Raw genomic sequence first — 22,320 nt, 5'->3', positions numbered from 1 at the left:
ACGTTGATGAAGCCTCGTATCCTCATAGATTTGGAGCGCACCCGCTATCCCTACTCGGGATTAGGGTACTATGGGCATGCCCTTGCTCGGGGACTGCAGGAGGCTCGGGATCCATCACTGGAGCTTCACTACTATGCTCCGACCTCTTATCCTATAGGTAATAGGAAGCCTTTCTCGCCTCTACACTCTCTGCTCAGTGTGCAGGCAAAGGGCTATGACTTAGTCCATATCACGCACCAACGTCAGCACTACTTCCCGCAGCTATGGGGGGCAAAGTGCATCGTCACCCTTCATGACTTGAATTTCCTCACCGAGCCTCTCCCCGAGTCAAAGCGAAAGAAGCTCTTGAAGCTGGTGGCAAGTAATCTGAATCGTGCCTATGGGATCGTCTGTATCTCCGAATTTGTGCGGCATGATTTGGAGCAGCATCGTGACCTCTTCCAGATATCGGAGGAGACCCCCATCACGGTCGTGCATAACGGGATCTTCCTTCCTGAAGAAGGGCAGACCTCAGGTATCGCTCGAGATACTATAGTCCCCAATGCTCCCTATCTCTTGGCGCTGGGGGTCTTGCATGAGAAGAAGCAGCAGCATCTACTCATCCCTGCGCTCTACCATCTTCCTGCTGACCTGCATCTTGTCTTGGTCTATTCGGAGGCTAAGTCCGAATATCTCTCCAAGATCCAGCATACGATCCAGCAATATCGATTGGAGGATCGTGTGCATCTCCTCTGTGCTGTGAGTGATGTAGAGAAGGCATCCTTGCTACAGCACTGTCGTGCATTGCTACAGCCTTCCATTGCGGAGGGGTTTGGCTTGCCAGTGGTGGAGGCTATGGCTTTAGGGAAGCCTATCTTCCTGCGTCCTGCTACAAGTCTTCCCGAGGTGGGGGGCGATGTCGCCTATTACTTCGATGAGGTAGGCCCCGAAGCAATAGCTGGGACTATCTTGTCTGGGCTGAGCGCTTATGATATATCACCTTCTCACGCAGAGGCTCTCCGTGCCCGTGCTCGTCTCTTTGACTACCGACGAATGGCGCAGGGCTACCTACAGTTCTACCACGAAATACTCTCCATATAAATGAAACTTGCCGTCATCGTCCCCGTCTATAAGGTCAAGCCCTACCTGCGTCAGTGTATCGAGTCGATACTGTCGCAGAGCTATCAAGATCTGAAGGTCATCCTCGTCGATGATGGTTCGCCCGATAGCTGCGGAGCGATTTGTGATGAGTATGCAGCGCGTGACCCTCGTATCCTCGCTCTGCATAAGCCGAATGGTGGGCAGAGCTCTGCGCGTAACCTGGCTCTACAGCACATTGACGACTGTCCCCTCGTCACCTTCTTAGATAGCGATGATTGGCTGGAGCCTGACATCTATCAGAAGGGGGTAAGCTACCTAACCGTACACCCAGAGGTCAGCATCATTAACTATGGCTACAACCTTGTCACGGAGGAGAAGACCATCCCTTTAATCCCTGCAGAGGAGCATTTGACACGTGGCGAAGCTCTGCTTCGCTATGTAGCTACGACTTCCAATATCATCAATACGATGGTTTGGAGTCGTATCTATCGGCGTGAGGTGATCGATGGTCTGACCTTTACCGAGGGCTGTAAGTGGGAGGATGTTGTATATGCGCTTGAGGCACTCTATCGGTGTACGGGGGGATATCATATCTTGCCCCTTGTCGGGGTCAATTATCGGAGTAAGCGCCCTGGGGCTATGACCTCCGAGCTACTGCCTGATAAGCGATCCCTTCTTTGGGATATTGAGTCGGCAATACAGCGCTATCCAGATGATGCTCATTTCTTAGCTTTAGCCAATACCCTTGCGACTAACTGCCTGTGGTATCACATTAAATATCTATCGTCTTTTACCTACTCTGTCGCTGTCGGGGAGCTGGAGCGCTATCTGCCGATCATAGAAGAGCTGAAAGCTCGTCCTTATCTTGATGCCTTCCATTCAGCATCGAAGGTGAGGAAGGTGAAGCTTTTCTTAGCCTATCCCCGCACATCCTTTGCTATTCGTACGCTCGTGCGTACCTTGCTTAGCCGTAAATAACTCCATATGAAGCTTGCGGTCATCGTCCCTGTTTATAAGGTCGAAGCTTACCTCCACCAATGCATCGACTCAATCCTCTCTCAGAGCTATCGGGAGCTAAAGGTCATCCTCGTCGATGATGGCTCGCCCGATGGTTGTGGAGCTATTTGTGATGAGTATGCTGCACGTGACTCTCGTGTGCTTGTTCTCCACAAGGCAAATGGGGGGCTAAGCTCTGCACGCAACTTTGCTCTTCCCTATACGGATGATTGCCCATTGGTGACCTTCGTCGATAGCGATGATTGGCTGGAGCCTGGGATCTATCAGTCGGCTGTGAGCTATCTGCAGCAGCATCCAGAAGTCTCTATCCTTGGCTATGGTCACAACAAAGTGCAGGACACTTGCTCCTCGCCTTGCCTTATGCCCGAGATGACTTTGTCGCGAGAGGAGGCTTTAGATAGCTACCTTACTGCGAATAAACTTGCTATCGAAGCGACTGTGTGGAGTCGTATCTACCGCCGCCAAGCTATAGAGGGGCTTACCTTCCGTGAGGGGTCGAAGTGGGAAGACAACGTCTATTCGCTGGAGGCATTCTATCAGAGTACAGGCGATTTCCATGCGTTGCCTATCGTGGGCTACAACTATCGCATCCAGCGTCCTGGGGCAATTACTGCGACTGAGATCCCAGATCTACGAGATCTCTTTGCGGATATAGAAGAATCCATTGATAGGCATGCGGGGGATCCTGCTTATCTGGAGTATGCTAATACCTTGGCTGTGCGTAGCCTCTGGTATCACTTCCGTCTGCTATGTCGTGCCTCCGATCGATATAAGGAAGAGGTGACTGATTATCTGCAGATTGCCTACAAGCTCCGATGTCGCCCCTTCCGTAATCTCTTCCGCTCGCGGTCGAAACGGATAAAGTTTCGCCTATTCCTCATTGCTCCCCGGGCATTTGTTATGGGGCGACGAGCCTTTAATAAGCTGAAAAATAAGTCTTAGTATATAGTCCTCTCATGCTACTCAAGAATATCACCATATCCGGTCTCGGCGGTGTCGGGGGCTACTACGGAGCGATGCTCGTAGAGGCTGCCCGACGTGAGGGCCTCGGCCGTACGATCAGCTTCGTCGCCCGTGGCGCACACCGCGCTGCTATCGAGGAGCGCGGACTGCATGTCCACACTCCCGAGCGGGACTTCACCGTGCGCCCCGATTACTTAGCCGAAGATCCCCACGACCTACCGCCTACCGACCTCCTCATCCTCGCGACGAAGAGCTACGATCTTGAGGCGAATATCCAGCAGCTCCGCCCGATCATCACGCCTCGGACCATCATCTTACCCCTCCTCAACGGTGCGGATATCACCGACCAGATCCAGGCGCTTCTCCCCGAAGCCCGTGTCTGGGACGGCTGCGTCTATATCTCGGGGCGCAAGCCTGCTGCGGGGGAGATCCTCTTAGAGGCCGAGCGAGAGATCTTCCTCTTCGGCTCACGAGGAGCAGAGCGTAGCGCTGAGGAGCGTGAGCTCTTTGCCCTCCTGGAGTCCGTCGGTGTGCACGTGGTCAATCCCGACGATATCGAGGAGAGCATCCGTAAGAAGTTCCTCATGATCTCGGCTACCGCGACGGGTACCTCTTACTACAATATGACGGTGGGCGAAGCCCTCGCGTCGCACCCCGTGGAGATGCGTGGGCTCATCGAGGAGCTCTGCACGCTCTTCTCCGCTCTCGGCCACGACTTAGGCGAGGGCGCTGTGGAGCGCACCGTCGAGCGTCAGACCTTTATGATCCCCTCCAGCACAAGCTCGATGCACGTGGACTTTATGGCGGGGAGCTCTACCGAGCTGGAGAATCTCACGGGCTACGTCGTCCGTGCAGCACGCCGTATCGGGCTGGAGCTACCACTCTATGAGCGTATGTACAAGGCGCTCGCCACGGAGCCCTATCCCCCGAAGCACGATTAATCCCTTACATCCACTATAACTATGCGAACCTATCTATCTCTTCTCCTCCTGCTCCTCTTCGTGGGGAGTGGCCGCGCCTCGGCGCAGCAGCCGTTTGAGACCTTCTTCCGAGACAGTACGCTCCGCCTGGACTACATCCTCACGGGGGACGAGTCGACGACTGAGATCACGCCCGACGAAGCCCATCTACTCAAGGGCTGGGCTGGCCGTCGTCACTACCTTGATAGCCTCGTCCTCAGAGGGAATGCTCAGCTCTACGTCCATGACGAAGCCACGGGCAAGCTCATCTATGCCTTCTCCTTCAACCCGCTCTACCTCGAGTGGCGTCAGACACCGCTAGCGAAGACCGAGCGCCGCTCCTATGAGGAGGTGCTGCGCATCCCCTTCCCCAAGGCTCCCGTGAAGGTGACGCTCCGCCTGTGCAATGCCGAGCAGCGCACCATCGTTGATCAGACGCAGCGTATCGATCCTAAGGATATCCTCATCCGTGACCAGACGACGAAGCAGCCTCAGAAGCACAAGTACCTCATCCACTCGGGGGACAGCCGTGACTGCATCGACCTGGCGTTCCTCGCTGAGGGCTATACCGAGTCTGAGATGCCTATCTTCCTCCGTGATGCCGAGGCTGCTACCGAAGCGCTCTTCAACTACGAGCCCTTCAAGAGCAACCGCCAGCACTTCAATGTCGTCGTGGTCTTCTCTCCCTCCGAAGAGTCGGGCGTCGCCGTACCTCGTGAGAAGCGCTGGCCCCGCACGGCATTCTCCTCGCACTTCGATACCTTCTACTCCGACCGCTATCTGACGACGCGCAGTGTGAAGGCGATCAACGATGCCCTCATCGGTATCCCCTATGAGCACCTCATCATCCTCGCCAATAGCGACGTCTACGGCGGTGGCGGTATGTACAACTCATACCTCATCTCCTCGACGCATCACAAGTGGTACCTGCCCGTGGTGGTACATGAGTTCGGCCATAGCTTCGGCGGTCTGACGGACGAATACTTCCACGAAGGCGATGCAGCGGCAGCGAGCGAACACGCTACTGAGGTCGAGCCTTGGGAGCAGAACGTCACGAACCTCAAGGACTTCTCCGGTAAGTGGTCGCACCTGATCAAGAAGGGTACGCCCATGCCTACGCCTACGAAGCTCCAGAAGAAGTACCCCGTCGGGCTTTACGAAGGGGGCGCTTATCTGGCGAAGGGTATGTACCGCGCGAGCTACAACTGCCGTATGCGCACCAATGATACCCCCGACTTCTGCCCCGCCTGCCGTCTTGGGCTGGATAAGATCCTCGACTACAACCTCCCTCCTCGCTGTAAGTAAGAGCGAAGGGCGCATGCTCTACCTGATAGAATCGGTTAGCCCCCACCACAAGAGCGATCAGCTCGATGTGGTGGGGGCTAAGTGTATCGTGTCGTAGGGGCTTAAGCGGATAGGCCCGTGCGGTATGCTCTCGTGGAGCGGTGTGCTTAGTCTTCGGAGGAGAGGAGGGCGCGGAGCTCGTCGGGCGTGATGTCGACGATGATCTCACTGCGGTAGGCGAGCGAGATCGTCCCACGCTCTTCGCTGATGATGATGATCTTCGCGTCGGTCTTCTGCGAGAGGCCGAGGGCAGAGCGGTGGCGCAGGCCGAGGTCCTTATTGAGGTCGGTGTCGCTGGCTACGGGGAGGATACAGCCTGCAGCGCAGATCTTCCCGCCAGCGATGATCATAGCGCCGTCGTGCAGGGGGCTATTCTTGAAGAAGATCGTCTCGATGAGGCGGGCATTGACGGATGCGAGGAAGCGCTCCCCAGCGTGCTGGTAGGGCGTGAGGTCTGAGGTGCCTTGGATGGCGATGAGTGCGCCCGTCTTCTTACGAGCCATGTTCATACACGCCAGCACGACGGGGGCGATATAGTCCTCTTCCTCCTGCTCCTTCGCCGAGCCTTCGCGGAAGAAGCGGCGGATCTTACGCCAGCGCTGGGCGGAGCCGATGGTGACCAGGATCTTCTTGATCTCGTCCTGGAAGATAATGACCAGGATGATGAAGCCGATATTGATGAACTTGTCCAGCAGCGCACCCATCAGTCGCATCTGCAGGACCTGCGAGATCAAGAGCCAGATCCCGAGGAAGGCGATGATCCCCATGAAGAGTGAGCGGCTCCCTGAGTAGCGCATCGTGGTGAACGCGTAGTAGAGGAAGACCGCGAGGAGCAGTATGTCGATGATGTCCTTGATGGAGATGTCGAGCCAAGCGAACATAAGGGCGATATAAGTCGGGGGTTAGTGTGAGCGGGTGAAGCTATAGTGCAGGTGCTCCTCTCTGTGGAGGTAGGGGCGGGCTTGCTCGTAGAGCGTGATGGCCTCAGCGGCAGCGCGTACATCGTGCACACGGAGGATCTGTGCGCCACGCTCGAGGGCGAGGGCATGGAGGAAGGTCGTACCACCGAGGGCTTCGGCAGGCGTGCAGCCGAGGGGGCGGTAGATCATGCTCTTGCGTGAGACACCGACGAGGACGGGCTGTGTGAAGGTGCGGGTGAGGTCGTCGAGGTGCATGAGGAGCTCATAGTTCTGCTCCGTGGTCTTGCTGAAGCCGAAGCCAGGGTCGAGGATGATGTCGTGCAGACCCAGCTCGAGGAGCTTGCCGATGCGCTCGGCGAAGTAGTCGATGACATCGAGCGTCACGTCACTGTAGTCGGTGAGCGACTGCATCGTCTGCGGGTCGCCCTTCATATGCATGAGGATATAGGGTACCTGCAGGGCGGCTACCGTGCGGTACATCTCGGGGTCAAGTGCCCCGCCAGAGATATCGTTGATGATAGCCGCGCCATACTCCTCGACGGCCATGCGGGCGACCTCCGAGCGGAAGGTATCTACCGAGACGGGTAGGTCGGGGTATTCGTCTCTCAGGATGCGAAGGGCAGGGCGTAGGCGCTCCATCTCCTCCGTGACGCTTACCTCATCAGCTCCTGGGCGGGAGCTGTAGGCACCGAGGTCGGCGATGGCAGCTCCTTCGCTCATGAGTTCGTCGAAGCGAGTGCGCAGTGCCGTCTCGCCTGCTATCCTACTACCAGCGAAGAAGGAGTCGGGGGTGACATTGACGATACCCATGACGACGGGGCGCTCGAGGGTAAGGAGCTTCCCCGAGAGGGTGAGGGTCGTCTGTGCTGGAGTGAGGGACATAGCGGGGGAGGTTAGAGGAGGGCAGGCTGTGGGGTGAGTACGGCTTCCACGGGGAGATCCCATGGGTCATGGGGGAGGCATGCGATGGGGCGGAGGGCGAAGGTCACGCCGATACGGCTGGCATGTGGGCAGCGGCTGAGGTAGCGGTCGTAGTAGCCCTTGCCACGGCCGAGGCGGTAGCCTGCCTGGTCATACGCCAGAGCGGGGATGACGAGGAGGTCCAGCGTCGCTGGGTCTACGGCTCCATCAGCCTCAAGGCGGGGCTCGTAGATGCCGAAGCTCCCCGACTGCTCAAGCTCCTGCCAGCCAGCGAAGGCGAAGAAATCCATCGTCTCGCCGTCGAGGACGCGGGGGAGGTAGACCTGCTTGGTCGTAGCGACCTCGTCGATGAGGGTGCGGAGGTTCGGCTCGTCGGGTAGGGCAGCGTAGAGGGCCATATGCTGGGCCTGCTGCCAGAGGGGATGCTGACGGAGCTGGGAGATGATGGACGCACTCCCCGTGAGACGGAGCTCATCGGTGAGATGCTCACGGCTCAGGGCACGGAGCTCACGGCGGAGGGTGGGCTTGTCCATGGGCTACTTCGTCGGACGCCAGTCGTCGGAGGTGAGACGGTCGAGAGCGGCCTTGACCTCGGGGTCCTCTTCGTTACGTGCGCGGTAGAAGGCATTCTTGTCCCCACCCAAGAGGTCGGAGATCAAGGCGGTGAGGTCACGGCGTAGGATGGGCATCGACTCCTGCAGGTAGCCAGGACGCTGGGGGACGCCATTCTGCTGGGCATAGCGTGCATAGGCATAGACGATCTGCTCGCCCTGCGAATGCAGGTAGTCCTGGATCGCCTTCTCCGAGCCGAAGGACTGGAACTGCGCACGGTGCTGGTCCGCGTAGTTGAAGGCGAAGCGCTGGAAGGTCCCTGAGCGTAGGAGACGGATATAGTAGGGGTTGATCCCTGCGCTGTCGCGCGGGGTGAAGATGTCGGGGGTGATACCACCACCGCCATAGACGACACGACCCAGACGCGTGTAGTAGCGCGTGGTGTCGGGGCGACTGATGCTATCGGCCGAGTAGAACTCGCCATGGAGGTAGCGCTCCTCGATGTCCTCTGCGTAGGCTTCGTAGCCCTTGGCATAGCTCTTCTGGATGCTACGGCCCGAGGGGGTGTAGTAGCGAGCTACGGTGAGGCGTACGACGGAGTGGTCCTTCAGCTCGAAGGGGAGCTGCACGAGACCCTTACCGAAGGTACGGCGGCCGACGATGAGCGCGCGGTCGAGGTCCTGCATAGCACCGGCGAAGATCTCGCTGGCGCTGGCACTGCTCTCGTTCACCAGCACGATGAGGGGGAGCTGGCGCAGACGTCCGTCACGAGGGCTCTTGAAGTCCTCACGGGGATAGTGCGCACCCTTGTTGTAGACGAGGAGGTCGCCCTTGGAGAGGAACTCCGTGGCGAGTGCCGTAGCGGCCTGTAGATAGCCCCCGCCATTGTCGCGGAGGTCGATGAGGATGCGCTCGACGCCTTCGGAGGCATGCTCGGCATAGGCCTGCTGGAACTCTAAGGGCGTCTGCGTGCCCCACTTATTGAGTCGTACATACAGCACGTGGGGGCGGATCATATAGCTCGCGTCGATGGTAGGCACGGGGACGGCGCCACGGACGACCGAGGTGGTGAAGGTCTTCCCACCACGGCGGACGGTGAGCTTGACGACGGTGTCCTCAGGACCCTTCAGCGCCTTCATGATCTGCTCAGAGGTGATGGAGTCACGGACGAGATTCGTCGTGTCAGCACGCAGGATGCGGTCGCCAGGCTGCAGGCCTGCGCGCTCGCTGGGGCCACCCTCGACGACACGCACGACGACGACGGTGTCGAGGAGGGTATTGAACTGCACGCCGATACCCGCGAATGAGCCCTCGAGGCTCTCGGTTGACTCCTGATTCTCCTCTGCACTGAGGTAGACGGAGTGGGGGTCGAGCTGTGAGAGGATCAGCGGGAGGGACTGCTCGGTGAGGCTGTCCATATCCGTCGAGTCGACGTAGTACTGCTGGATGAGCGAATAGATTTCGCCGAGCTTACCCGCTGCTCCGCGTCGGCCTCCGATGCCGAAGTAGCTGGAGGTGAATATGCCCAAGAGGAAGACCAAGACGGTGACAAGCCCGTAGGTGATTCCACTCAGGAGGTGGGCCTTACGCTCGGGGCGCGGTGAGCCGGGCTGCTCGTTGGGTGCTGATTGCATGCTGTCTGCTATAGAGGATGATGAAGGGGTGGGGGAAAGAGTCGGTTAGTCCTCGAGGGGAAGGTAATCTACCTGGATGCCAGCGCGCTGGAGGAGCTCGATGCCGTCACGTAGACGGTACTCGGTGCTGTAGACGACGCGGCGCATATGGCTCTGGATGATGAGCTTGGCGCACTCGATGCAGGGAGCGTCGGTGACGTAGACCGTCGCGCCAGAGCTGTCGTTGGTGCTGCTGGCGAGCTTCGTGATGGCATTGGCCTCGGCATGGAGCACATACTGCTTCGTCTGACCGCTCTCGTCTTCGCAGATGTTCTCAAAGCCCACGGGGGTGCCGTTGTAGCCATCGGCGATGATACGCTTGTCCTTGACGATGAGGGCGCCTACCTTACGGCGCTCGCAGTAGGAGTTCTCAGCCCAGATGCGTGCCATACGGAGGTAGCGCATATCGAGGGCGAGTTGCTTGTCATCCATCATAACTCTTTGGATTGTCTTGACACGAGGATATAGATATACAAAGATAAGGCTTTGCGCCCGAATGTGTATGCTTTTTCGGGGGGCTATCTGCCGAGGATAAAGGGAGATCCTGTGGGAAGGGGTGATTAGGATCGCTATGAGGGAGGAAAAGTAACCACTACTGGTCGATGAGTTGACCAGTAGTGGTTCGCACTCCGACCAGTAGTGGTAACTATAGCTGACCAGTACTGCTTCGCTTCGTGACCAGTACTGGTTCGTTTTACGTGCGACGCTGCTACTTGCCTCCTATGACTGCGGGATGCTCCATTAACCTCTGTAAGTCAGCTCTCTATGTGTTGCTTGCTTCTCCCCACTCTACGTGCTTCGAGCTCATCGAAAAGCGGTCCGCCCAGCCTCATCACTCGGGATGGGGCTGGGCGGAGCTTATCGGAATATGTGGGCAGATGTGCCTTACTTCTTCGGGGTGAAGATGGTGATTTCTCCGGTTGAGTGCTTTTTGCAGGTGAGTCTCTGCTTGGATGCATCCAGGGTATAGGTGAATGTGTCAGGCTTAAATGGCTCGCGCTCGGGCCCTATTCCTCCCGGGGCTATCTCACGTGCCACGTGAACTGTCGCCACCATCCCCTTACGGGTGTAGGGAAGAGAAAGGACCTTAGTCGTGTGTCTTTTACCCTCACCCTCTTCCCGTATTAATTCCTCCTCTATCCTGAATGCGATATGCTTATCCTCTTTGAAGTATATCCAGGTCTGGAAGTGGTATTGTTCGCCATTTGGATATTTCCCAATATAGCTGGAGGACTCCCACATGGTTTTAACGAATGGATCCTCCTTAGGGTCATCTTCCTTGGACGAAGAGCAGGCGGTGAGGGTAAAGAGAATAGCTCCGAGGAGTATCAGGGTGTATTTGAACTTCATATCTATAATGGTATTGATAATTGAATTGTCGCAAAGGTAGGGGAAATAGTGCATAGTCGGAAAGGGCTGCTGTGCGACCTCTCACGCTCTCCTAAAAGCAGTCCGCCCAGCCTCATCACTCGGGATGGGGCTGGGCGGACTGTATGGAGAGTCGGGTAGGCGAGTGCCTTACTTCTTGCGGACGAAGATCAATGTATGGGATTCATCCTCATCAGTCACTGTTCCAGTGAATTTCATGTTGGATGCATCCATTGTTAGGGTAAGTACCTCAGTTTCGGTCTTGCCATTACGTATGGTTTGGGTAGTAAGTGTAGCCACCTTATTGATATAGGTGTAGGTGCCCTCGGATGCACTTGGTTCTTCTGTATTGACTACAATACCATTCTTGAGGGTCTTGTGAGTTCCCAGGACAGTAAACTTGGTGTTATCAATAAAGTGGAGGAGTAGCGTTTCAACTTCCTTTTCACCATTCTCCTGCTCGGTCCCTTGGATAACGCACTCCCACTCAGTGCCAGCGAGGGTTTTACTTAGGTCGGGGGTGTTAGGCGTGTCCTTGGAGCAGGCGGTGAGCCCAAGGAGGACTGCTCCGAGGAGCATGAAGATGTGCTTTAGCTTCATACGATCTTTTGTTATGGGGTTAATGATTTACTGAATCTTTGTAAAGGTAGGAGATTTATACAGAGTTGCAAGCCCCCCTTCTCCTCTTCGCGTGGAGGGCTGTAAATAGACTCGCCCCGCTCTTCTATGGAGAGAAGAGCGGGGCGAGTCTTATGGGGTATGTGCAGGTGTGACCTTACTTCTTGCGGACGAAGGTCAATATCGTACCTGACTCTGGGGCTTTACCTGTGAGCTGCTGCTTGGAGGAGTCCATTGTCAGAGGGAGTGCCAGCTTGATAGCATCATCTTCATCATCTCGGGTGTTGAAGAGGAGTGTAGCGACGCCACCTTGATAGGTGTAAGTGCCCTGCTCAGGATCGTCTACCTCAGTGTCGACTACCGCACCATTCTTTATCGTCTGTTGGGTGGATTGGGACGTGAACTTGGTGTCGTCGACGAACTTGAGGACTATCGTAGTGACTACCGATTTGTTACCTGCATCGGACTCCCGAACGGTGGCCTCCCACTCAGTGCCAGCGAGGGTTTTACTTAGGTCGGGGGTGTTAGGCGTGTCCTTGGAGCAGGCGGTGAGCCCAAGGAGGACTGCTCCGAGGAGCATGAAGATTTGCTTTAGCTTCATAATTTCTATGGGGTTATAAAGAGGGAATGAATACTACTTGCAAAGGTAGGTAAATACTGCATGCTAAGCCTATAGTCTCGGAAGAAAGCTGTCCGCCCAGCCTCATCTCTCAGCATCCAAGTACGAGGTATGTATGGAGGTCGTATCTCCTCCCTTGTCGCTGCACTTATTTATAGTGCTCCGTAGAAGACGATTTGCAAACAACTATTGGTCTCGGTACGGATCACTATTGGTTTGGGGGTCAAACCACTATAAGTTTGCACACGAAACCACTATTGGTTTGCCCATAGATGACTATTGGTTTGGGTGCAAACGACTATTGGTTTATCGGTCAAAGGACTATAGTGCCTCCTTGCCTTCCGTGGCTTCCTCCATTTCCACGGGCGGGATGTTTCTCCGTGCTGTATCTCATCGCGCGAGTCATAGGCTTGAGGGATAGGCCTCTACCTGCAGCTGGTGAAGGTGCTCCCCATAGGAGGAGGGTATGAAGCTTTAGTGCTCGCTACTTCGACCTATATTGGTCGCTGGGTGAACCTATATAGGTCGCGTCACGGACCAATATAGGTCGACATCGCGACCAATATAGGTCAGCCCACGGACCTATATAGGTTCGCATCACTCCCCGGCGGGAGGTGTCCCCGCACTCTCGCACTATAAGTGTGTCGTGTCGCGAGTAAGTCGCTTGGCTATAATGCCTAAGCTTAGTCGTGTGTGCCTACTCCTGCTCCTCTCCTAAAAGCAGCCCGCCCAGCCTCATCTCTCGGGATGGGCTGGGCGGACTGTATGGAGTGTCAGGTAGGCGAGTGCCTTACTTCTTGCGGGTGTAGATTTCAGGCTCTTCGCCCTCTTCCATCTTTGTTGACGTCACTGTGATCTTTTGCTTCGCAGCATCCATTGTGAGAGTGACTTTGTGTGTCACCTGCTTGTCATTTTTTATTTCATAGGAAATCACAGTAGCGACAAGACCTTCGTACGTGTAAGTCCCTTCCTCCTTAACCGTAGGAAGTTGCACTATGATACTACCATCCTTCGCTGTGTCCTTGTAGTCTGTAAGAATTACGAGTCGGCTGTCGTCAATGAACTGGAGTTCGGCCGAGATGATTTCACTACTGCCGTCCTCACCTGTAGCCTTGAGGACGCGTTCCCACTTCGTGCCTGCAAATGGGTTCTTGTTGCTGGACTCGGAGGTATCCTTCTTGCCACAAGCGGTGAGCCCCAGGAGGACTGCTCCGAGGAACATGAAGATGTACTTTAGCTTCATACGTTCTTTTGTTATGGGGGTAGTGATTTATTGAATCTTTGCAAAGGTAGGAGATTTATACAGAGTTGCAAGCCCCCCTTCTCCTCTTCGCGTGGGAGGGCTATAAATAGCCTCGCCCCGCTCTTCTATGGAGAGAAGAGCGGGGCGAGTCTTATGGGGTATGTGCAGGTGTGACCTTACTTCTTGCGAGTGAAGATTAGAGGGGTATCCTCGCCCTCCTCGAGTGCCGTGATCTTTTGCTTCGCAGCATCCATTGTGAGGGTGCCCTTGTGTTTGGTCAGTTCGCCATCTTCTACTACCTCTGTAATCACCGTAGCTACAAGACCCTCGTATGTGTAAGTCCCTTCACCCTTAGAAGTAGGATCTTGCCTTTTGATGCTACCATTCGGTGCCGTGACCTTGTAGCTTGCACTCATTACGAATCGGCTGTCATCAATGAAGTGGATCTCAGTTACGAAGGTTTCAGTGTCACCGTCGATTTGTGTGTGAGAGCGGATGCTTTCCCACTTCGTGCCTGCGAATGGGTTCTTGTTGCTGGGCTCGGGGGTATCCTTCTTGTCACAAGCGGTGAGTCCAAAGAGCATGACTCCGAGGAACATGAAGATGTACTTTAGCTTCATACGTTCTTTTGTTATGGGGTTAGTGATTTATTGAATCTTTGCAAAGATAGGAGATTTATACAGAGTTGCAAGCCTCCCTTCTCCTCTTCGCGTGGAGGGCTATTAATAGCCTCGCCCCGCTCTTCTATGGAGAGAAGAGCGGGGCGAGGCTTATGAGGTATGTGCGGGTGCGACCTTACTTCTTGCGGGTGTAGATGATTCCCTTGCGTACGCCGTCATCCGTCACCGTGCCCGCGAGCGTCTGATTGGTGTCGTCCATAATGAGGCGGACGATGCGCGTGACGGTCTTGCCATCGTCCTGGTGGGTTGTGGTGAGCGTGACCTCCTTGCCTTGGTAGGTGTAGGTACCCTGCTCAGGAGTGTCTGTCTCGCTCTTGAGGATGGTGCCCCCCTGTGTGGTTACCGAGGTGGACTCCGTGACGAACTTCGTGCCGTCAATGAAGCGAAGGACTGTCGTGGTGGTCTCTGTCTTGCCATCATCCTCCTGCTCCTGCTCGATGTACTCCCACTGAGAGCCAGCTAAGGAACCGCTCGAAGCGGGGGTGGTCTTGGGGGTGTCCTTGGAGCAAGCGCTGAGCCCAAGAAGTGCGACTCCGAGGAGTGCGAAGATTTGCTTTAGCTTCATATCTACTGTAGTATTCAAGTGTGATTTAGAGCGCGCCAGGGTAAACAAAAGCGGCCCTTCTGTACTTATAACGTTGTAGTACTCTGCGAGGTATCTCCGCTCCTCGGCGGGGGCGGAGGTCTTAGTGGAGTACAGCATCATCCTTTATATATATGTAGACCGATGAAGAAAGCATGGGTATTGGGCGCTACAGGCGCTACGGGGACGGCTCTGGTGGAGCAGCTCCTCGGGAATGACGAATACAGCGAGGTGCATGTCTTCGTGCGTCGGCCTCTTCCGCTCCAGCACACCAAGCTCCACGTCCACGTGGTAGATATGGAGCGGGCCGAGGACTGGCAGACGGGCCCCGCAGCAGATGTCGCCTTCTCCTGCCTCGGAACGACGCTGCGGGCAGCTGGGAGCAAGGCCGCCCAGCATCGTGTGGACGTGGACTACCAACTGCAGTTCGCCGAGATGGCTCGCCGTAGTGGGGTGGGGACCTTCGTCCTGCTTTCGGCAGCTGGGGCAAATGCTAAGTCCAGCCTCTTCTATATGCGTCTCAAGGGCGAAGCTGAGGAGGGCGTGCGTGCTCTCAGCTTTGAGCGGACGCTCTTCTTCCGCCCTGGGATGATCGATCGCGGGGTGAAGGCACGAGGCAATGAGCGCATCAGCATGGCCATCCTTCGTGCGCTGAATCGCATCGGCCTCCTGAAGCGTCAGGCGCCGATAGCCGTCGAGACACTCGCTCGTCAGATGATCCGTGGTGAGGCGACGCTGCGTGATGCCGGTGAATATGTACTTGCCGAAAGGGCGATCTTAGACCTCTAAGGGCGGGGTATCGGGCGGCTTGGTGAGCGCTGTCTGCCGAGCTTAGTGACCGCACTTAGGAGAGCGAGCAGGGCGAGGGACTACTCCCTCGCCCTGCTCGCTTTTGGTGTTTGTTCTTAGGAATGCGGTGGGTAATGGCACTTCTTTAATAAAATTATTAAATCACTCTGCTTGTGTTTTAAGGAAGTCTCGCTATTTTTGTCACAGAGACAACAAGATATGCTCTCCGCAAGCTGCCCTCTCGGGGGGCTCTTAGCGAGGAGCGCCACACACCCACTCAGACGCATAGGATGGACAAGCACCTCCTCTCCGCCCACCCTTCCCCCCACGCTCTACAGGACACGCCCAGCGGGTCCCCACCTCTCCTATGCGTCTGAAAGGCCCGTCTGCCTCTCAATGAGCGGCTCCCCCCACACTACTACTAACACTAACACGAACTACTACGATGGACCTACTTCAGATCGTAAAGGGATTCAATGAAATCCTATGGAACAACTTCCTCATGTACGTCCTCCTCGGCGTCGGCATCTTCTACACCATCTACCTCGGCGTGCCCCAGATACGGCACTTCGGTCTGGCAATGAAGTATAGCTTCGGCTCGATCTTCAAGAAGAAAGAGAAGGTAGAGGATGCCTGCGACCAGACGAACTCCTTCCAAGCGCTCGCCACTGCCGTCGCCGCCCAAGTCGGTACGGGCAATATCGCTGGCGTAGCCACCGCCATCGCTATGGGAGGTACGGGTGCCGTCTTCTGGATGTGGATCTCCGCAGTGCTCGGGATGAGCACGATCTTCTCCGAAGCCGTCCTCTCCCAGAAGTATCGCGAGATACGCGATGGCCAAGTCGTCGGGGGACCTGCCTACTACATCAGTCGCGGTCTGAAGAGCCGAGTGCTCGCCATCATCTTCTCCGTCATGGTCATCGTCGCCCTCGGCTTCATCGGCTGTATGGTGCAGGCGAACTCCATCTCCATCGGCCTGGCTAGCGCCTTCGGTATGAAGGGCTGGGTCAGCGGTATCCTCATCGCAGTGCTTGTCGCTGTCGTCATCGTCGGCGGGCAGAAGCGCGTCACGACCATCGCCGAGCTGGTGGTGCCCTTCATGGCACTGGCCTATATCGTCGGGGCGATCATCATCCTCTTCATGTACTCCGAGCAGATCCTCCCCGTCTTCGAGTCCATCTTCGGTGATGCCTTCTCCACGAAGGCGGCCGCTGGCGGTGCAGCGGGTAGCGTGATGAAGTACGCCATCCGCTATGGGGTCTCCCGCGGGCTCTTCTCCAACGAAGCTGGTATGGGCTCGACCCCACACGCCCATGCACTGGCTCATGTCAAGGATCCATCCATCCAGGGCTTCGTAGCGATGTCGGGTGTCTTCGTTGACCTCCTCATCTGCACCGCTACGGCACTCATCATCCTCTTGACGGGGGCTTATGCTGAGCCTGGGCTGATCTCAGTGCAGATCACACAGCGTGCCTTCGAGGAGACCTTCGGGCAGGCAGGCGTTGCCTTCCTCGCTATCAGCCTCCTCGTCTTTGCCTTTACCACCATCATCGGCTGGTATGTCTTCGGGGAGATGAATATACGCTACCTCTTCAAGTCCAAGGCGGTCTACGTCTTCCGCGTCATCGTCATCGCCTGCGTCTTCTCGGCGACGATCTTCCATGCGAACCTCATCTGGGAGCTGGCTGATACCTTCAATGGGCTGATGGTCATCCCGAACGTCATCGCCATCGTCATCCTCGCACCGCAGGTCAAGAAGCTCTACAAGCGCTTCCTCGCTCGTCGTAAGACGGAGAATATCTAAGCTGCCTCCTCGCTCCTTCCCCGTGGGTTTAAATTACTTCGCCCCCACAGCTCCATCGAGCTGTGGGGGCGAACTGATTTGTATAGGACGGCACGTTAGTCGAGGACGTGGCGCTCGGCGTGGTAGGAGGAGCGCACGAGGGGGCCGCTCTCGATGTGGCGCAGGCCCTTCTCCAGCCCGAGGGCACGCAGACGAGCGAACTGCTTCGGGTGGATGTACTCCACGACGGGCAGGTGGCGACGCGTAGGCTGCAGGTACTGCCCGATGGTCATGATAGACACGCCGACAGCGTGGGCATCGTCGATGAGCTCAAGGACTTCCTCCTCCGTCTCGCCGAGACCGAGCATGATACCCGTCTTAGCGGGGATACCGCTCTGGGCGATACGCTCCAGCACCGAGAGGCTCTGGTCGTAGGTAGCTATGTGGCGCACCGAGGGCGTGAGACGGCGGACGGTCTCGAGGTTGTGCGAGATGATCTTGGGCTGACAAGCGATGATCTGGTCGACGTAGTCCAGACGGCCGTTGAAGTCGGGGATGAGGACCTCGATAGTGACCTCAGGCGTCGTGCGGCGGATGGCTTCGATGGTACGTACCCAGTGACCTGCGCCGTAGTCCTCGAGGTCGTCGCGGTCGACGCTGGTGATGACGGCGTGCTTCAGGCCCATCTTCTTGATGCTCTGTGCCACCTTCATCGGCTCGAGGGGATCGAGTGGTGCGGGGGCTTTCCCCGAGAGGGTGTTACAGAAGCGGCAGGCACGCGTACAGATAGCGCCTCCGATCATGAAGGTCGCCGTGCCTGCACTCCAGCACTCCCCTTGGTTGGGGCATCGGCCGCTATGGCAGATGGTATTGAGCCCGTGGTGCTCGATCGTATGCTTCGTGTCGGTGAAGGTCGAGTTGTCGCCGAGGCGGATCTTCAGCCACTCGGGCTTGCGGACGCGTACGACGTTGCCGGTCTTCTTCTGGGTGATAGGTTCTTCTTGCATCATATAAGTGATAGCCCTTAGGCTGAGGGGCGATGCCTTCAGCCTAAGGGTGTGGGGAATAAAATAGCCGAGGCTAAAGGTTCTGCTCGAGGAAGGTAATGATACGCTTGTAGAGGTGGTTGCGGGCATTACCTCCGTGGATGCCGTGGTTGCGGTCCTTGTAGATCGCCATGTCGAAGGGGATGCCTTCGGCGACCAAGAGGTCGGTGAAGTTCATAGCGTTCTGCACATGCACGTTGTCATCGGCGCTACCATGGATGAGGAGGAGCTTACCCTTGAGCTTCTTCGCTACCTCGAGGGCGGAGGAAGACTTGTAGCCCGTGGGGTTCTCCTGTGGGGTACGCATGAAGCGCTCCGTGTAGATCGTGTCGTAGTAGCTCCAGTCAGCGACGGGGGCGACAGCGACACCAGTCTTGAAGACGCCCTCGCCGTGGCACAGGCCCATCAGCGTCATGTAGCCACCGAAGCTCCAGCCGTAGAGGCCGATGCGGTCGGCGTCGACGTAGGACTGCTTGCCGAGCCACTTCGCTGCAGCGATCTGGTCTTCGATCTCCTTCACACCGAGGTTGAGGTAGGTGCACTTACGCCACTCCTCACCGCGAGCGCCCGTACCGCGTGGGTCGACGCAGACGACGATGTAGCCCTTACCGGGGAGTATCTGCTCCCAGCCGAGACCGAAGGCATCGAGTACCTGCTGTGAGTCGGGCCCGCTGTACTGAGTCATCAGCACGGGGTACTTCTTGTTGGGGTCGAAGTCGTAGGGCTTGAGGATCCAAGCATTCAGCTCTTGGCCACGGCCGTTGGGGATCTTGATGAATTCCTCACGGCGCAGGCGGTAGTCCTTGAGGCGCTCTGTGATCTCCTTGTTGTCCTTCAGCACGCGTAGGGGACGCAGGCTCCCCGTGGCATAGACGGCTGTAGTCGTCGGCGTGGTAGAGTTGCTGAAGATGCTGATGTAGTGGGAGAAGTCATCGCTGAAGATAGCGCTATTGGCACCTGCTCCAGGGTGAAGAGCGGTCTTGCGACCCTTGGGATCTACCTTGTAGATCGAGCGGCGCAGGGGCGACTCATCGGCAGCCTGATAGTAGGCATTGCCCTGAGCGTCCATGCCGTAGAAGTCAGTGTCGTCATAGCTGCCCGTGGTGATCTTGCGGATCAAAGCCCCCTTGTCGGAGTAGAGGTAGATATGGCGGTAGCCGTCCTGCTCGCCGAGGTAGGCGAAGCCCGAGGGTACGAACTTACACTTCGGGAGGTTGCGGCTATCTACATAGGCCTTGTTGCGCTCCTCGAAGATGACCTTCGGTAGGAGCGTCTTGTTGTTGACGTAGTAGAGCGTGAGGTGGTTCTGCTGGCGGTTCAGCGAGAAGACGGCGAGGTTGCCATCACGGCCGATGAACTCGATGCGGGGGATGTAGTAGGGTGCGCTCTTGAAGTCAATGGGCTTCTTCGCGCGGTCTGTGACATTATAGATGTGTACGGAGACCTTCGAGTTAGGCGTACCGGCCTTAGGGTACTTATAGGTATAGGCGCCAGGGTACTGCCCCGTGCCGTAGATAGGCATGCTGTACTCGTCGACTTCACTCTCATCGGTGCGGACGAAGGCCAGGTAGTTATTGTCTTCGCTCCAGGTCATCAGCTGCGTGGTCTCCAGCTCTTCTTCGTAGACCCAGTCGGTGATACCGTTCATGACCTTGTTGTGCACGGCATCGCTCGTCACCTGGACCTCGGTGTCGAACTCAAACTTCTTGATGAAGATATTCCCCTCGCGCACGAAGGCTACCATACGGCCGTCGGGGCTGAAAGTGGGGATCATGACCTTGCCGGTGGTCGTGCTCAGTGGCTCGACGCGGTTGCGGCGTACGTCGTAGTGGAAGACATTACCCTTGCTGGAGCGGCGGTAGATGGCTTCTTGGTCGGTGATGAGGAGGATGTGATGCCCCTTGGGCTCAAGGATGTAGTCGTCGAATTTCTTGAATTCGCATTCGCGTGCCTTGTTGACGCTGAAGAGTGTGTCGACGAGTTCGCCCGTCTGGAAGCTATAGCGCAGGACGGCGGTGTGTCCGTCGTCCATCATCGTGTAGTACTTCCCGTCGCTGGTGGAGCGCATACCGCGCCCTGCGGTGTAGGCGTAGAACTTACCCGAGGTGACGTCCTCGACTTGGAGGTCCTTGGTGGGGTGCTGTGCCAGGGCCTCGGTACTTGCACCTAAGCCAAGGAGCAGCAGTGTGAGTGATAGTAGTGTCCGCATAACTCGTATGTATTAGTTTGCTTTTCGACAAAGATACAAAAAGCAAGGGTGGCAAACGAGGGACTATTGTATCCGCTTCGAGGGGAGTGGAAGGCATAGCTATACTGATATACGTATGCAGCTGCACCGAGTGCTCGGTGCAGCTGCTTGAGTATGTAGAGGGTGTCTTATAGAGATTTCGCGGATGAGGGAAGGCTGGTCGCTATCTCAGCTTATGCCCCTTAAAGGCGTAGAAGAGAATATAGATGAAGCTGATGAAGCAGATGCTATACGCATATCGGATATCTGAGATATCCTTGATAAGGCCGAATAGGACGGTGATGACAGCACCCCCGATAAGCCCCATCGTCAATAGTGATGAGCCCTGCTTGGTGTACTTACCCAGATCCATAAGTGCCAAAGGCCAAAACGCAGGCCACATCAGTGAGCAGCCTAATGCCATGATACCCACAGAGTAGATGCTATAAATCCCGGGCAGCACGACTACGAGAGTAGTCCCAAGCAGTGCCACGAAAGAGCATATCTGCAGGGCTTTGGTTTGCGAGAGGTACTTGGGGATCAGGATAATACCCAGTATATACCCGATGCTAATGCTAATAGGAGTAATCCATGAGTAAGACTCTGGATGAGTAAGACTTAATTCCTGTGCATAGTCTATGAGTGTCCCCAAGACGATGGTCTCCGAGCCTACGTAGAAGAATATGGCGATCGCTCCGAGTACAAGATGAGGGAATTGGAAGACCGAGCTCTTACTATTGGCATAGCTCGATACTTCTGAGTCAGCAGCGTCATTGTCTTCTCCAGCAGCCTTCACTTCGGGCAGTGGCGAAATGAGTGCGACGATACCTAAGATCACGAAGAGGCCGATGATCACAAGGAAGGGTTTGCTGAGGTCTTCCAGACCGACACTGCCGCCATTGCTGGCAAAGAGAGCGATAAATAATGGTGAGACAGGCCAAGCTAACTTGTTGATCATCCCCATGATTGAGATTCGCTTTGCCGCACTCTCTGTAGGCCCCAGGATGGTGACATAAGGATTTATCGCAGCCTGTAAGAACGTGTTAGCCGCCCCGCAAATAAAGGAGGCTAATAGGAATATTACGAAGCTCTTGGCTTCTGCCGACAAGATGAATACGCCGAAGGCTATCGCAAACATAGCGAAAGCTGATGCCATCGTGCGCTTATAGCCGATCTTACTAATCAGCAGTCCTGCTGGATAACCAAAGATCAGGAAGGGTAAGAACGTCGCCCCGATGAGCATATAGGCTTCCATTGACGAGACGCTTAGCGATACCTTCAATACGGGTACGAGTAGGGAGTTGATCCCTAAGGCAAACCCACATGTAAAGAACATGAAGGCAAGAAATACCATCGGTACGATGAACTTATTTTCTTTCATATGAGGGGGATATTTTGGCTTTCGTGTTGTCAAGTCACACAAATAAAAAGCAGTAGTTTGACTTGTAGCTACCGCAAATATAACTAAAAATATTTTAAAACTTGATCTGTATTCCTGAGATTTGTGGTGTTTTCAGGATGCTTTATTAGAATAAACTTACGGGCTAACGGCTATATATTCGTATGTCTTGAGGCTGCTTGCGGTGGCATTTCCCCTTGGTCGGATCACTGGGAGGGAAGTGATCCCAAAGCATAAGTGCAAGCACTTGAGGTACTCGTGCGTGCTGTACTTTGATAGGGGAGAGGTTGTGAGGGGGCGCGGGAAAAGGTGTGAGGCTGTACAGGAAAAGGCGCGGAGGAGTATGGGGAAACCTTCGGCTATGTGCGTGGTCTTAAAATCTACGTGCGTGGATATTAGGGACGACGTGCATGGATGATAAATCTACGTACGTGGACGGAGGAAAAGTACTATGAGGCGCGAACTATTTCTCGTGAAGGGGAGCGCTTGTCTTCGTATTGGATGGGAGGCAAAGCAATACGGATATAAAGCATGCG

21 protein-coding genes are annotated in these 22,320 nt (G+C 55.9%); 7 read left to right on the top strand and 14 right to left on the bottom strand.

What is annotated here, in order from left to right; translation table 11 throughout:
- Positions 1–6: 6 nt before the first annotated feature.
- From IEX77_RS07025 to IEX77_RS07005, 5 genes are read left to right on the top strand one after another with little or no spacing between them, the layout of a single operon-like run.
- Positions 7–1,080, top strand: a complete 1,074-nt coding sequence (locus IEX77_RS07025; RefSeq protein ID WP_188808304.1) for a glycosyltransferase family 4 protein — start codon at positions 7–9, stop codon at positions 1,078–1,080.
- Positions 1,081–2,058 carry a glycosyltransferase family 2 protein gene (locus IEX77_RS07020; RefSeq protein WP_188808303.1) on the top strand — a complete coding sequence of 326 codons (978 nt, stop codon included), beginning with the start codon at positions 1,081–1,083 and terminating at the stop codon, positions 2,056–2,058. It abuts the gene before it with no gap.
- Positions 2,059–2,064: 6 nt separating this feature from the next.
- Positions 2,065–3,039, top strand: a complete 975-nt coding sequence (locus IEX77_RS07015) for a glycosyltransferase family 2 protein (protein WP_009433769.1) — start codon at positions 2,065–2,067, stop codon at positions 3,037–3,039.
- A 14-nt stretch (positions 3,040–3,053) separates the two neighbouring features.
- Positions 3,054–4,001, top strand: coding sequence for a ketopantoate reductase family protein (locus IEX77_RS07010; RefSeq protein ID WP_188808302.1), 948 nt, complete (start codon positions 3,054–3,056; stop codon positions 3,999–4,001).
- A gap of 21 nt (positions 4,002–4,022) precedes the next feature.
- Positions 4,023–5,324, top strand: a complete 1,302-nt coding sequence (locus tag IEX77_RS07005; protein ID WP_188808301.1) for a M64 family metallopeptidase — start codon at positions 4,023–4,025, stop codon at positions 5,322–5,324.
- Positions 5,325–5,470: 146 nt separating this feature from the next.
- Here the strand turns inward: IEX77_RS07005 and IEX77_RS07000 are convergent, their stop codons facing one another.
- The 11 genes from IEX77_RS07000 to IEX77_RS06950 all read right to left on the bottom strand — a co-directional run bounded on the left by IEX77_RS07000 (position 5,471) and on the right by IEX77_RS06950 (position 14,522).
- A complete protein-coding gene (locus IEX77_RS07000; RefSeq protein ID WP_188808300.1) occupies positions 5,471–6,244 on the bottom strand; it encodes a diadenylate cyclase in 774 nt (257 codons plus the stop codon).
- Positions 6,245–6,265: 21 nt separating this feature from the next.
- Complete coding sequence (gene folP / locus IEX77_RS06995) at positions 6,266–7,165, bottom strand: dihydropteroate synthase (RefSeq protein WP_188808299.1); 900 nt, start codon at positions 7,163–7,165, stop codon at positions 6,266–6,268.
- Between the two features lie 11 nt (positions 7,166–7,176).
- Positions 7,177–7,737: a 5-formyltetrahydrofolate cyclo-ligase gene (locus IEX77_RS06990; protein ID WP_188808298.1), complete on the bottom strand. Its 561-nt coding sequence runs from the start codon at positions 7,735–7,737 to the stop codon at positions 7,177–7,179.
- Positions 7,738–7,740: 3 nt separating this feature from the next.
- Positions 7,741–9,390, bottom strand: coding sequence for a S41 family peptidase (locus tag IEX77_RS06985; RefSeq protein ID WP_188808297.1), 1,650 nt, complete (start codon positions 9,388–9,390; stop codon positions 7,741–7,743).
- Between the two features lie 45 nt (positions 9,391–9,435).
- Complete coding sequence (locus IEX77_RS06980; protein ID WP_009433799.1) at positions 9,436–9,861, bottom strand: deoxycytidylate deaminase; 426 nt, start codon at positions 9,859–9,861, stop codon at positions 9,436–9,438.
- A 453-nt stretch (positions 9,862–10,314) separates the two neighbouring features.
- Positions 10,315–10,779 carry a hypothetical protein gene (locus IEX77_RS06975; RefSeq protein ID WP_188808296.1) on the bottom strand — a complete coding sequence of 155 codons (465 nt, stop codon included), beginning with the start codon at positions 10,777–10,779 and terminating at the stop codon, positions 10,315–10,317.
- Between the two features lie 168 nt (positions 10,780–10,947).
- A complete protein-coding gene (locus IEX77_RS06970) occupies positions 10,948–11,397 on the bottom strand; it encodes a hypothetical protein (RefSeq protein ID WP_188808295.1) in 450 nt (149 codons plus the stop codon).
- A gap of 175 nt (positions 11,398–11,572) precedes the next feature.
- Positions 11,573–12,016: a hypothetical protein gene (locus IEX77_RS06965; protein ID WP_188808294.1), complete on the bottom strand. Its 444-nt coding sequence runs from the start codon at positions 12,014–12,016 to the stop codon at positions 11,573–11,575.
- 808 nt (positions 12,017–12,824) lie between these two features.
- Positions 12,825–13,277, bottom strand: coding sequence for a hypothetical protein (locus IEX77_RS06960; RefSeq protein ID WP_188808293.1), 453 nt, complete (start codon positions 13,275–13,277; stop codon positions 12,825–12,827).
- A 176-nt stretch (positions 13,278–13,453) separates the two neighbouring features.
- Positions 13,454–13,897: a hypothetical protein gene (locus IEX77_RS06955; protein ID WP_188808292.1), complete on the bottom strand. Its 444-nt coding sequence runs from the start codon at positions 13,895–13,897 to the stop codon at positions 13,454–13,456.
- Between the two features lie 175 nt (positions 13,898–14,072).
- Positions 14,073–14,522 carry a hypothetical protein gene (locus IEX77_RS06950; protein ID WP_188808291.1) on the bottom strand — a complete coding sequence of 150 codons (450 nt, stop codon included), beginning with the start codon at positions 14,520–14,522 and terminating at the stop codon, positions 14,073–14,075.
- A 162-nt stretch (positions 14,523–14,684) separates the two neighbouring features.
- On the opposite strand from IEX77_RS06950, the gene IEX77_RS06945 reads away from it, so the two are divergent.
- Positions 14,685–15,329, top strand: a complete 645-nt coding sequence (locus tag IEX77_RS06945) for an NAD(P)H-binding protein (RefSeq protein WP_188808290.1) — start codon at positions 14,685–14,687, stop codon at positions 15,327–15,329.
- Positions 15,330–15,774: 445 nt separating this feature from the next.
- A complete protein-coding gene (locus tag IEX77_RS06940; protein ID WP_188808289.1) occupies positions 15,775–17,133 on the top strand; it encodes an alanine/glycine:cation symporter family protein in 1,359 nt (452 codons plus the stop codon).
- 95 nt (positions 17,134–17,228) lie between these two features.
- On the opposite strand, the gene lipA is transcribed toward IEX77_RS06940, so the two are convergent.
- From lipA to IEX77_RS06925, 3 genes are all read right to left on the bottom strand, one after another.
- Positions 17,229–18,122, bottom strand: coding sequence for a lipoyl synthase (lipA, locus tag IEX77_RS06935; protein WP_188808288.1), 894 nt, complete (start codon positions 18,120–18,122; stop codon positions 17,229–17,231).
- 70 nt (positions 18,123–18,192) lie between these two features.
- The gene (locus IEX77_RS06930) at positions 18,193–20,367 is read right to left on the bottom strand and encodes a S9 family peptidase (protein WP_188808287.1); all 2,175 of its coding nucleotides are present in this window, start codon (positions 20,365–20,367) and stop codon (positions 18,193–18,195) included.
- Between the two features lie 202 nt (positions 20,368–20,569).
- A complete protein-coding gene (locus IEX77_RS06925; RefSeq protein WP_188808286.1) occupies positions 20,570–21,766 on the bottom strand; it encodes an MFS transporter in 1,197 nt (398 codons plus the stop codon).
- Positions 21,767–22,320 lie beyond the last annotated feature (554 nt).

Origin of the sequence: Porphyromonas pasteri (genome assembly GCF_014647755.1) — a bacterium.
GTDB lineage: Bacteria > Bacteroidota > Bacteroidia > Bacteroidales > Porphyromonadaceae > Porphyromonas > Porphyromonas pasteri.
The sequence above is the reverse complement of the archived record's forward strand: the minus strand, read 5'-3'. Positions and strand labels throughout refer to the sequence as shown.